Raw genomic sequence first — 12351 nt, 5'->3', positions numbered from 1 at the left:
ATAGCGCTACCATTTGCGCTGCCGACAGGCTCATGTCAAGCCAAAACACTCATGGTGCAGTGCGAATTTTGGGGCCATCCCCGTCAGATTTTACATGACCTGTAAAAATTTAAGCGTCACTTACCGCAGCCGACGATTGGCGCTCAATCAGGGAGAAATCCCGGATTTCACGGATCGGCGTGTAGGGCGTGCCGGTGCGTTTGGCCCGGATCTGATCCAGCAACAGTTTAAGCGCCAGCGCCGACATATCCGAAATCGGCTGACGCACGGTCGTCAATTCCGGCCACACCATGGTTGCCATGGCCGTGTCATCGAATCCGACGATTGAGACCTGTGACGGCACATCCAGCCCCAGACGGTGGGCGGTCGCCACGGCCCCTGCGGCCATATCATCGTTGGAGGCGAAAATCGCCGTTGGCCGTTCCTCACGCCCCAGCAGGGTTTCGGCCGCATCAAAGCCGGAGCGATAGGTGAAATAGCCCTGGGCCACGTCCGAATCGTCAACCTCAAGCCCGGCCTTGGCCATGGCCGCCACAAAGCCGTCATAGCGAAGCTGGCTGCCGTAGTTATTGGGATGGCCCTTAATGAAGCCGATCCGGCGATGCCCCAGCGCGATCAGGCGCTTGGTCATCGAATAGGCAGCCTTATAGTCGTCGATACTGACCGAGGTTATATCGGCCGAAGGCCGCGCCGTCGCCACGCCCACAAACGGGATATTGAGATCCTTAAGCGCCTTGGCCACGCGCGTTGAATCCGACAATGGGGCGGGCAGCACGACCCCGTCCGTGCCGGTAGATTTCAACTTCTCAATCGCCGACGCCGCCCCTTCGGGCCCGTCACAGCTCTCAATCGTGAGCTGACAGCCGCTCTGGGCGCTTTGCTCAAGGATGCCTAACAAAAACTCGCTGAGATAGGCCGACGACGGGTTGGAATACAGCAGGGCCACCCGCGCCACATCCTGCGTCGCCAGACTGCGCGCCGCCATATTCGGCGAATAGTTGAGGGCCTCAACCGAGGCCAGAACCTTTTGACGGGTTTCCTCACGCACATTTTTTTCGCCATTGATGACCCGCGACACGGTCATGGGCGATACGCCCACATGACGGGCCACATCATGAATAGTCACTATATTGCCGCCGCGACGCCCGACTTTTCTCGCCAAGTTGTTCCCCTAGCTTATTCATTTTATTACCACTCGCTTTCCCCGGCGATGATAATGAAAATGATATGTAATCAACCAGCTATAGCCATAATCCGCTTTCGCGTTCAAAGCAAATGGCGCGATTTTCACCTGTGAAATCTTTTCCATCTTGCATTATTGTCTAACGCTGTCATATTTTATCCTACAAATATCAAAGGCTTGATCAGCAATCCCCTTCGCAAATGCAAAATAAAATTTGCGAAAGAGTTCTGAAACAAGCCCTAAAAACATAACGGGAAGCAGATATGGTACGGGAAGGTTTAATTGCGGCTGGGATGTCAGTCGCCATGTTAGCGCTCACATCAACAACTCTGGCGCAAACGCCGCCCCCGCCCCCAAAACCGGCCACAGCCCCCGTTTACACCTGGCAGAATGTCGAAATCCTGGGCGGCGGTTTTGTGCCCGGCGTGGTGTTTCACCCGACCGAAAAGGGCCTTGTCTATGCCCGTACCGATATCGGCGGGGCCTACCGCTTTGATGGCGCCGCCGGACGTTGGGTGCAGATGCTCGATTTTCTGGGCAAGGCCGATTCGCAGCTTTATGGCGTACTCTCGATCGGTCTTGATCCGCAAAACCCTGATCGCGTTTATCTGGCGGCGGGCGAGTATCTCGGCGGCAATGCCCGCAAAGGGGCGATCCTGATCTCCAAAGACCGCGGCAAGACCTTCACCAAAACGGAATTGCCGTTCTGGCTGGGGGGGAATGCCGATGGTCGCTCTACCGGTGAGCGTCTGGTGGTCGATCCGGCCAACCCGCAGACCCTGTGGCTGGGCACCAGCCGTGACGGCCTCTGGCGCAGCGCGGACGCAGGCCTGACATGGACAAAAAATGCCCTGCCCGCCGAACATGTGCTGTGGGTCCTACCGGACGGGAAAGGCAGTCTTTATGCGGGCGTCGAAGCGAAAGACGGCAAAAGCTTTTATGCGTCTCATGATAACGGTGCGACCTGGGTCGCGGTGCCCGGCACCCCCAAGGGCCTGATGCCCCACCACGCCGAATTTGATGCGGGCGGCCTGCTGTTCATGACCTTCGCCGACGGGATCGGCCCTAACGGCGTCAAGGACGGCGCGGTCAGACACTTTGATCCCGACAACTACCACTGGTTCGACATCACCCCGCTTAAACCCACAACTGAGACCTTTGGCTATGCCGGCTTGTCGCTGGATAAGCAAAACCCCGGCACGCTGGTGGTGTCCACGATCAACCGCTGGGGGTCGGGCGATGAGATTTTCCGATCCACAAACGGCGGGAAATCATGGACGCCTTTGAGCAAAAAATCAGCCTTCGACACCTCCGAAGCGCCGTGGCTGTTGCCCTATGCGGGCGGCAGCCATGACCACCTAGGCCACTGGATCGGCGATATCGATATCGATCCGTTTGATTCCAGCCGGGTGTTCTACGTCACTGGCTATGGCCTGTGGGAGAACCGCGAATTGGCCAGCATCGATACCGGCGCAAAGCTCAACTGGCGCTTCACCAATCAGGGACTGGAAGAAACCGCCGTTCTGGAACTGGTCTCGCCACCTGTGGGAGCCCCCGTGTTTTCAGCGCTGGGCGATATCGGCGGGTTCAGGCACGACGACCTGACCTCGGCTAAAGACTCGACCTATTTCCATCCCAACGGCGTCCACACGCGCGGCATGGACTTCGCCGAGGCCAAACCCAGCCTGATCGTGCGCACCTCTGACCGGCCGCCGTTTGGCTATTATTCCGAAGATGGCGGCAAGACCTGGACGGGCTTTGCGTCACGTCCCCCCACCGTCACCGGCAATGATTACCAGACCATGGGCATCGGCGTATCGGCAGATGGCGCGTCGTGGGTGTGGATGCCGGCCAAATCCGAGCCCTATGTCTCAACCGACGAAGGCCAGACTTGGGTGAAGTCGACGGGCGCACCGGTCAACAGTGAAAGCCATATCTTCCCGATTGCCGACCGGGTGAACCCTAAGAAATTCTACCTTTATGATAACCGCAAAAAGACGGTCTATGCCTCCGAAGACGGCGGCCTGACGTTTAAGGTCGTAACCTCAAATGCCGTCGATTGGGGCGGGCGGATGCGGGCCGCCCCCGGCAATGAAGGGCACCTGTGGGTCGGTGGCTGGAACGGGCTCAATGTCTCAGATGATGGCGGCAAGACCTTTTCCACCCTGCCCGGTTTTCAGGAAGCCTGGGCGGTCGCTTTTGGCAAGTCGGCTCCGGGTGAAACCTATCCGTCCCTGTTTGTCTGGGGTAAGCTTAATGACCGCGAAGGGCTTTATTTCTCATCCGATCTGGGCGCGCGCTGGGTCAGGTTGACCACGCCGTCAAAGCAGTTCGGCTCGATCCGCGGCGTCATGGCCGGCGACCCCAAGGTATTTGGCCGCCTCTATATCGGCACAGACGGGCGCGGCGTGTTATATGGCGATTTCAAACTGCCGGAAGCAAAACAGTAAGGGGATATCATGCGGGTTTTATTGACGGTCGTTACGGCTTTGGGGGCGTCCATAAGTGCTGCCTCACCAGTGTGGGCGCAGGTCGCTTTTGACAATATCTTCAGCGACCATGCCGTCCTGCAAAGGGATACGCCGGTCAAGGTCTGGGGCACGGCGGCTGCAAATGCACCGGTCATGGTTGAATTGGCCGGTGTGTCAGTGCCCGTCACCGCCGACACCAAGGGTCACTGGACGGCGACCCTGCCCGCCACCAAGGCCGGTGGGCCGTACACACTTAAGGCCACCAGCGGCACCTCAACCACAGCCCTGAACGATGTGGTCATGGGCGATGTCTGGCTGTGTTCGGGTCAGTCGAACATGGAGTTTCAGACCAAATACGCCACCAACGCCTACAACGAAATCCAGAACTCGGCCAACCCGGATATCCGCTTTGTGACGGTGGATCGCGATGCGCAACCGAACCCGCTAGACACCCTGCCCAAACGATTGGCGTGGCGCACTGCGGGGCCAGAGACGACCGGCGATACCTCGGCGGTCTGTTACTACATGGCCAAGGAGTTGCAAAAAACGCAGAAAGTCCCCATCGGCATGATCCATTCGTCATGGGGCGGCACCACCATTCAGTCGTGGATGTCAGAGCCTGCGTTGCGCGATCTGAAAACCTATCATCAGGGCCTTGAAACGCTGAAAACCTACAGCCGCGATGAGGCCCGCGCCAAAACCGAGTGGCAGGCGATCATGCTCAACTGGTGGAACACCAATGAACCGGATGCCAAAACTAAGGCCACATGGGCGACGCGTGATTTCGATGACAGAGGCTGGGACGCCATCACGGTTGATCAGTTCTGGGAAAGTGCTGGCAAGCCGGAATTGACCTTCTTCGATGGCGTGATCTGGTATCGCGCCTCGGTCACGCTGACCGCCGTGCAGGCAAAACAGGCCGCCGTAGTTGAACTCGGCCCGGTCGATGACGGCGACACTACGTTCGTGAACGGCAAGGTCGTGGGCACCACCGAAAGCTGGAACGCGCCACGCACCTACGCCGTTCCGGCGGGGACGCTTAAGGCCGGTAAGAACGTCATTGCCGTGCGCGCCTACGATTCCGGCGGCGGCGGCGGATTGTGGGGCAAACCTGATGACCGGCGGATCGCGTTTGCGGACGGATCGGGCGTCACCCTGCCCGCTCAGTGGAAATATAAGGTCTCGGCCCCGCTCACGGCGCTTAAAAATTCGCCCTCGACCCCGTGGCTGGCGACCAGCGGCCTGACCAACCTCTATAACGGTATGATCGCGCCCATTGCGCCCTACACCCTCAAAGGGGCGGCCTGGTATCAGGGCGAATCCAATGTCTCTCAGCCCGCCGAATATGCCCGCCTGCTGCCCGCCCTGATTTCTGATTGGCGGCGCGCGTTTGAGGCGCCGGATTTGCCGTTTATGGTGGTGCAACTGGCTAATTTCGGGCCGGTGGCCAAGGCGCCAACTCAATCCGCTTGGGCCGAACTGCGCGAAGCTCAGCGACGGGCGGTGGGTGCCGACCCGAAAACAGGGCTGGCCGTCGCCATAGATATCGGTGACCGCGTTGATATCCACCCCACCCAAAAAACCGTGATTGGGCAGCGTCTGGCGCTGGCGGCGCGCAAAGTCGCCTATGGTGAAACTGTTGCCTCCGGCGGCCCGCAGCCGGTCAAGGTGATGCGCAGCGGTGCCGATATCGTCATCACGTTTGATAGCGCGCTTCAAACCTATTCCTCGGCTCAGGCTATCGGGTTTGAGGTCTGCGATGCGGCCAAAACCTGCCGGTTCGTGGCCGCCGATGTGTCGGGTATGAGTGTCACGCTCAAAGCCGCCAACACGCCGGACGCCAAATTCGTGCGCTATGCCTGGGCCGACGCGCCCTATGTTAATCTCTATTCCGACCAAGACCTGCCTGCTATTCCATTTGAAGAGGCCATTCCATGACCACCACCCGTCGCGATCTTCTGGCCTCCGGCTCGGCGCTGACTGCCGCCGCAATAGCACCCACGGCTAGTGCGAAACCGGTAAAATTCAAACCGACCTGGGAGTCTCTGTCTCAGAACTACCAGACCCCGGAATGGTTCAAGGACGCCAAACTCGGCATCTGGGCGCACTGGGGGCCACAGTGCGTGCCCGAAGCCGGCGACTGGTACGGCCGTCAGATGTATATGCAGGGTAATTTCTACTACGACCACCACGTCAAAAATTATGGTCACCCGAGCAAAACCGGCTTTCTGGACATCATCGGTCAGTGGAAAGCCGATAAGTGGCACCCGGAAACCCTGACCAAGCTCTATAAGGCGGCGGGCGCGAAATATATCGTCGCTATGGCCAACCACCACGACAATCTCGATCTGTACGACTCCAAATATCACGCATGGAACAGCGTCCGCGTCGGCCCCAAGAAAGATATCGTCGGGACATGGGAAAAGCTGGTCAAGGCCGAAGGCTTACGGTTCGGCGTCTCCAATCACTCGGCCCACGCCTGGCACTGGTGGCAGACGGCTTACGGCTATGACGCCGAGGGACCGCTTAAGGGCGTGCGCTATGACGCCTTCCGCCTGACCAAAAAGGACGGCAAGGGTACATGGTGGGACGGCCTTGATCCGCAGGAGCTTTACACCGGACGGGCCGAAGGCATGGTGCCGCCCGATGGCATTACGTCCATCAAAGACATGCAGGCGTTTAACGACAAAACCTCCGGCGAATGGACCGAAGCTCAGCCGAAAAATAACCCCTATTACGCAAAGCAATGGCTGGCCCGTCAGAACGACCTGATGGATAAGTACAAACCCGATTTTGTCTATATGGACAACTATGTCACCCCATTAGCCGGGGTCGGCCTTGAGGCGACGGCCTATCTCTACAACCAGAGCACCAAATGGCACGGACAGAATGAGGCCGTAGTCACCGGCAATAAGCTGGATGCCACGCAGGCCAAGGCCCTGACCAACAATGTCGAGCGCGGGGCGTCAGCGTACTTGCGCCCCGAATACTGGCAGACCTGCACCTGCATCGGCAACTGGCACTATGATCGCGGCCTTTATGAGCGCGATGGCTATAAGTCCGCCAAGCACGTCATTCAGTTGCTGACCGATGCGGTCTCAAAGAATGGCAACCTGTTGCTGTCGATCCCGATTCGCGGCAATGGCGAAATCGATGAGAAAGAAGTGGTGATCCTAGAGGACATGGCGGCGTGGATGGCGGTTAATGGCGAGGCCATATTTGGCACCCGCGCGTGGCATACGTTTGGGGAAGGCCCGACCGAAGTCGGTGCCGGACACCAGAACGAAGCCGCCGCCAAACCCTTTACCGCTCAGGATATCCGCTTCACCACCAAGGACGGCGCGCTTTATGCGCTGGCTCAGGACTGGCCTGAAGGCGGGCAGATGCTCATAACCACGTTCGCAAAAAATACGCTCACTTCCAAAGCCACTATTGAACGTGTTGAACTTTTGGGTATAGCTCAACCTCTGGAATTTGAATTGTCTCCAGACGGACTAAATGTGAAACTGCCCGCTCAGCGTCCGGCCGCAACGCCGGTGCTGAAAATCACCGGCCAGACTCTGGTTTAGTCCGCCCATGAGGAACCCGCGCCTTAATGCCTGTTGATGACCCCTGCTGCCCGATCAGCCTCTACGCCCGCAAATTGCGCACCTATATGTGGGCGGTCGAGGACATGATCTGCGAACAGAAGCTGGAGCAGGCCCGCAAGGTCGAGGCCGTTAGGGCGTGGCTGGTGAGCCTCAACATCGACCCCGACCGGCCATTGCCGTTCAAGCGCAAATAACAAACCCCCGCCGGATCGCTCCGGCGGGGGTTTTAGTTTAAAATCAGGCTCGAATATAAGATTGGGAGATTTGAGCCATATAATAGCCGGCAAGCGCCGCAGGTACATTTAGTACCTGCAAGCGCAGACTGCGTATTAGATGGCCAAAGACCGCAATCTTATCGTTTCACGGTCACAGCCTTACCCGTATAGGTCACGGTCCGGTCGGCTGCGTCAAAGTCGGTGGTTTTGCCGCCGTCCTTGATAAAGCGGACCTTGAACGTGCGGCTGGCGACCATGCCCTTATAGCTGCCCGAACGGGCACCGATCTTCAGTTCACCGGTCTTGTCGTTATAGGCGAACGGGATACGGCTGAACTGGCCCTCGATGTAGGCGTTAGACACACCATCATCTTCATAGAGGCTGTAGCTGCCATCAGCGCCGGTATAGACATTGAGGGTCAGCGGCGCGTCCGGTGTTTCATCAACATACTGCATGACCGGGCCCATAGGCACGATCGCACCGGATTTGACAAACAGCGGGATCTGATCGAGCGGCGCATCAACCGTGATCGTCTGACCGCCTGTGGTTTTCGCGCCGGTATAGGCATTATACCAGTCAGCGCCCATCGGCAGGTAGACGCTGCGCGACGTGGCCTGATACTTAGTCACCGGGGCGACCAGGATCGACTTACCGAACATGTATTGGTCGTTGACGTTCTTAGCCTTGGCGTCCGTCGGGAAATCAAGGGCAAAGCCGCGCATGATCGGGGCCGAAGCATAGTGGCTGTCAGCCGCCGCCGAATAGATGTACGGCATCAAGCGGTAGCGCAGTTCCAGGAACCACACCATGTTGACGCGCATGGGCGAGCCTTCGGGCGAGATTTCGTGGATTTCGCGCTTCACCCCTTCGCCGTGCGAGCGCATCAGCGGCGAGAAGGTGCCGAACTGCCACCAGCGCTGGTTCAGCTCACGCCATTCTTTCAGGTCCTCAGCCGTGCCGGTACCACCAGCCGCACGGTTTTCCTGCAAGCCACCGACATCATTACCCTGAAAGCGTGTTTCCTGCGCATAACCGCCAATGTCGTGGGTCCAGTTGGGCACACCGGAGAAGCCCGTCTGCACACCGGCTGAGATCTGATCGTACAGGTTATCCCAGGTGCCGACGACATCGCCGGACCACAGGGCCGCGGCGTTGCGCTGAACACCGGCAAAGCCTGAGCGGGTCAGGATGAACTGGCGGGTATCGGGCTGATCGACCTTAAGGCCGTCGTACATGGCCTGCGTGTTCATGGTCGCATAGGCGTTGTGCACCAGCGCGCCCGGCCCCATCTGGGTCGGGGTGATCAGTTCGGCAAATTCCTCAGGCGACGTGTTTGAGCGCACGTCAGGCTCTGTATTGTCCATCCACCACGCATCGAAGCCGTATTTCACCAGACCTTCTTTCATCTGGCGGTAATAGATGTCGCGGGCTTCTTTGTTGTAGGGTGAATAGTGGCTGTTGAGGTAGCCGGGGCCGACCCAGTCCTTGAAGCCCAGTTCGACGTTCTTGGTCCACATATAACCCTTAGCGTCAAATTCCTTATAGTTATCCGTGTTCGGATAATACTTGCCCCAGATCGAGATCATGATGCGGGCGTTTTGAGCGTGTACCTTATCGACTAAGCCCTTGGGATCAGGGAAGCGGGTCGGATCGAACTTATGGCTGCCCCACTGGTCTTCCGGCCAGTAGAACCAGTCCTGCACAATATTGTCGATCGGCCATTTGTTGTCGCGGTAGGTTTTGAGCACACCCAGCAACTGATCCTGGGTTTCATAACGCTGACGCGACTGCCAGAAACCGTAAGCCCATTTCGGCATCATCGGCGGGGTGCCGGTGACGTGGTGGTAGCCGCCGATCACGCCTTCGATATCTTTGCCCGCGATGAAATAGTAGTTCAGGCCCGTGCCCGCCTCAGAGGTAAAGCGCAGGGAGTGCTTATCGGCATCGGGTTCCGGGTTGGAGTGATGCAGGGAAATCAGGCCGCCCGACGGCTCCCATTCGAGGCTAAGCGGAACCGGCTTACCGGCTTCAAAGCTTTGCTCGAAATTGTTGTACCAGGCATTCCAGCCCATGCGCCAGATATCATGATCAAAAAGGGTCTTATCCCCCACTTTAAGGGTCGCATAGTCGGACGCGAACAGGCGCATCTTATGCACGCCCGGTTGGTCGGAGGTCATGGTGCCTTCCCAGACGACCTTGACCTTTTTGCCGGTGGTGGCTTCCTTGGTCAGGGCGGCATCTTTCGGCCAATATTTGTCGACATCGCTCAGGAACTGGTAGCGGACATCGGGCTCAGTGCGGGTCAGGATCAGCTTACCGTCGACATAGTATTTGGCGGTCAAACCGGCCTTGCCATCGGGTGTGGTCAGCTTCAGATCACGGCTGGCCAGACCAAAACGGACCGGGTTACCGAAACGCGTGACCGAGTTATTGTCCCACAGGATGCCGTAGTTCATGTCGGAGACGACAAACGGAATACCGATGTCCATATTGTGCTGGCGCAACTCGACGTTTTCACCGTTCAGGTTCATCTGGGCGTTCTGGTGCTGGCCCAGACCATAAAATGCCTCAGAGGTGCCCTTATTGAACTGGGCGTGGGTGGCGACATAGGGTTTACCCTCGACCAGCACCGGTGTGATGTCGGCCTTGGCTTGCGCGAGCAGGGTCTTGCCGCTGGCGTCCTGAAAGGTGATCAGCCCGCTTTTCAGGGACACCACCGCCTTGGCCTTACCGGCATCAAGCGTGACCGTATCGGCAGCACCGGTGACCGTGAAGGCACCCGCAGGTTTGGCCATCGCCATCAGGGATTCGATTTGCGGGCGGGCCGGATCATCGACCGCCAGCACATGGATGACCGAGTCATTGATGACCTCAAGACGCACTTCTTTGGCCGGGCCGCTGTCAGGCTTGACCACAATACCGGTGGCGGTTTTTTCAAATGAGCCCGCAAGCGCCGTGCTGGCCATCAGCAGGGCTGCAAAAGCGGGGGCAAACATAAATGGTTTCATAATCGTCTTCCCTGTATCGTTTAGTAGGTAGCGAGTTTGATTTTAAGGACAGCCGGTTCCCCGGTCAGGTTTAGGCCGTAGTCGGTCTGATCGCCGTTCCAGACGAAATCTACCACCCACTTGCCGTTTTCAAAGTGGCCCTGCTCTACGGCGCGGAAGATCAGGTTCTTACCTTTTTGCTTGTCGCCCACGCCAAAATTGAGGCGGGCATGGACGCCGGTGACCAGAAACTCATCTTCGGATAGCTGCGCGATGACGATGCCGCCGTTGGGCTTTTCACGGCCCGGTACGGGGTCGAATTTGCCAAGCCAAGTCCATTCGGTCAGGCCGAACTGCCATTCGCCGTACATGACATCGACCTTCCATTTGCCGCCAAGGTCAATCGACTGCGGCTTACGGTCATCGGCCTCGGCCACGCCCCAGACGGGTTTCTCATAGGCGATCTTGGCCCACTCGCGCATCATGGGGGCAAACAGAGCGTACTTCTCACGGAACGGCTTTAGGCCCTCCGGGTTGATGTGACGCCCACCCAGCGGATAGTTGGTGTAGCCGGTATAGTCGATGCCAAACGGCGCAAAGCCAATCCCGCCACGCCCGAAGACACTGAAAATATAGCGGGCAAATTCGGTATCCGAACCGGTTTCCGGCACGAACAGCGGATTGTTGTGCTTGGTGTAGTGGCTAAGGGCCGCCTCATAATTGGCCGAGTCGCGCTTATAGATATCGGGGGCGATGATATCTATGGCCGGGGCCGCCGCCTGATAGATGTCGATGACATTATGGGTCGGCCCGCCAGAGGAGTAGGTCTCCGGCCCAACCTCAACCAGCGGCTCACGTAAGGCCGCGTTCACAAACATCGGCAGGTCATAGACCTTGCGTCCGGCCGCCGCGATCTCATTGATGTAGCTGGCGATATGCCAGGCGTGGAAATATTCATCGGCGTGTTTACCAAAGACTTGCGACCAAGTCCCGCCCTTTGCGATGCCCTTCTTTTTCAGAAGCGCCGCCGGAACCTGACCGGCGAACACCTTTTCGGCCTTGGGCGAATAGTCGCGCACCGAACCATAGGTGCCGCTCTCGTTCTGCGGCTGGATCATGATGACCGTGTGCTGATCGCCGTCGATCTTTTTCAGGTGCGTCATCAGGGCAACGAAGGCCTTTTTGTCAGCCTCCAGCGTCGTGCGCTCCATCGGCGACAGACAGTAAGACACCGTGCCATCTTTTTTGGTGATGCGCGGGAAGCGTTTATTGTCCAGCTTCACCCAGTCCGGCGTATAGTTGGGCGAGGTATTTTTCCACGTTCCGAACCACAGCAGCACCAGCCGGACATTGTTCGCGCGGGCTTGCTTAACCAGTTCATCGACATAGGAAAAATCGAACTGACCTTCCATGGGCTCGATCTGCTCCCACGCCACCGGAATCTCCAGCGTATTGGCGTGGATGTCCTTTAACGCGGGCCAGACCTTGGGTAGTTGCGACGGATAGTTTGACGAATTATTGGCCTGCGCCCCCAGGATCAGATAGGGTGCGCCATCGACAAACAACGCCGCCTTGCCGTTCTTTTTCTCAATGCGCGGCAGATCTTTTACGGCTTGCGCCAGTGCTGGCATGGCCGACGACACCACTATCAGGCTGGCACAGGCGCCCATCAGAAAACGACGCGTCAGCTTTGCGTGTGCGGATATCATACTGAATTTCCGGTTGCCCGGCTCCCTCTGAAGTCATCATTTGTTTGCCGGGAGTATACGCCAAGCATGCGCCAACGTCATGCGTTGCGCTCTCGGCCGCAAGTGGGATGTCCCTTAACCATCTCTTCCCGATGTTTGCCCTTGCCGCGGTATTATTTATTTGGCACGCGACGAGCTATTTTATCTTACAAATTTA

Annotated in this window: 7 protein-coding genes; 4 read left to right on the top strand and 3 right to left on the bottom strand. The window is 58.0% G+C overall.

All coding sequences use genetic code 11. The features are described from left to right. Positions 1-109: 109 nt before the first annotated feature. Positions 110-1162, bottom strand: a complete 1053-nt coding sequence (locus IE102_RS06005; protein ID WP_189485503.1) for a LacI family DNA-binding transcriptional regulator — start codon at positions 1160-1162, stop codon at positions 110-112. Between the two features lie 326 nt (positions 1163-1488). Here IE102_RS06005 and IE102_RS06000 point away from each other — a divergent pair, with 326 nt between their 5' ends. Genes IE102_RS06000 through IE102_RS05985 form a run of 4 tightly spaced genes read left to right on the top strand, consistent with a single transcriptional unit; the run spans position 1489 to position 7438 of the window. Then, the gene (locus tag IE102_RS06000) at positions 1489-3633 is read left to right on the top strand and encodes a beta propeller repeat protein (RefSeq protein ID WP_189485502.1); all 2145 of its coding nucleotides are present in this window, start codon (positions 1489-1491) and stop codon (positions 3631-3633) included. A gap of 9 nt (positions 3634-3642) precedes the next feature. Further along, positions 3643-5592 (top strand): sialate O-acetylesterase, encoded by a 1950-nt coding sequence (locus IE102_RS05995; RefSeq protein WP_189485501.1) that lies wholly within the window; start codon positions 3643-3645, stop codon positions 5590-5592. Then, on the top strand, positions 5589-7223 hold the full coding sequence (locus IE102_RS05990; protein ID WP_189485500.1) for an alpha-L-fucosidase: 1635 nt from the start codon (positions 5589-5591) through the stop codon (positions 7221-7223). Before IE102_RS05995 ends, IE102_RS05990 begins: the two co-directional genes overlap by 4 nt. A gap of 26 nt (positions 7224-7249) precedes the next feature. Next, positions 7250-7438, top strand: a complete 189-nt coding sequence (locus IE102_RS05985) for a hypothetical protein (protein ID WP_189485499.1) — start codon at positions 7250-7252, stop codon at positions 7436-7438. A gap of 158 nt (positions 7439-7596) precedes the next feature. Here IE102_RS05985 and IE102_RS05980 read toward each other — a convergent pair whose 3' ends face one another. Then, positions 7597-10467 (bottom strand): glycoside hydrolase family 31 protein, encoded by a 2871-nt coding sequence (locus IE102_RS05980; RefSeq protein ID WP_189485498.1) that lies wholly within the window; start codon positions 10465-10467, stop codon positions 7597-7599. A gap of 20 nt (positions 10468-10487) precedes the next feature. Next, the gene (locus IE102_RS05975) at positions 10488-12155 is read right to left on the bottom strand and encodes a GH35 family beta-galactosidase (protein ID WP_229807584.1); all 1668 of its coding nucleotides are present in this window, start codon (positions 12153-12155) and stop codon (positions 10488-10490) included. Positions 12156-12351 lie beyond the last annotated feature (196 nt).

Source organism: Asticcacaulis endophyticus, from assembly GCF_014652575.1.
Taxonomy (GTDB): domain Bacteria; phylum Pseudomonadota; class Alphaproteobacteria; order Caulobacterales; family Caulobacteraceae; genus Asticcacaulis; species Asticcacaulis endophyticus.
Note: the sequence above shows the minus strand (reverse complement) of the source record. Positions and strands in the feature narration are given on the sequence as shown.

What these genes read in the sequence shown, in the direction of transcription:
- IE102_RS05985 (WP_189485499.1), top strand. Translation starts at nt 7,250, where the DNA reads ATGCCTGTTGATGACCCCTGCTGCCCGATCAGCCTCTACGCCCGCAAA.
- IE102_RS05995 (WP_189485501.1), top strand. Translation starts at nt 3,643, where the DNA reads ATGCGGGTTTTATTGACGGTCGTTACGGCTTTGGGGGCGTCCATAAGT.
- IE102_RS06000 (WP_189485502.1), top strand. Translation starts at nt 1,489, where the DNA reads ATGTTAGCGCTCACATCAACAACTCTGGCGCAAACGCCGCCCCCGCCC.
- IE102_RS05980 (WP_189485498.1), bottom strand. Translation starts at nt 10,467, where the DNA reads ATGAAACCATTTATGTTTGCCCCCGCTTTTGCAGCCCTGCTGATGGCC.
- IE102_RS05990 (WP_189485500.1), top strand. Translation starts at nt 5,589, where the DNA reads ATGACCACCACCCGTCGCGATCTTCTGGCCTCCGGCTCGGCGCTGACT.
- IE102_RS05975 (WP_229807584.1), bottom strand. Translation starts at nt 12,155, where the DNA reads ATGATATCCGCACACGCAAAGCTGACGCGTCGTTTTCTGATGGGCGCC.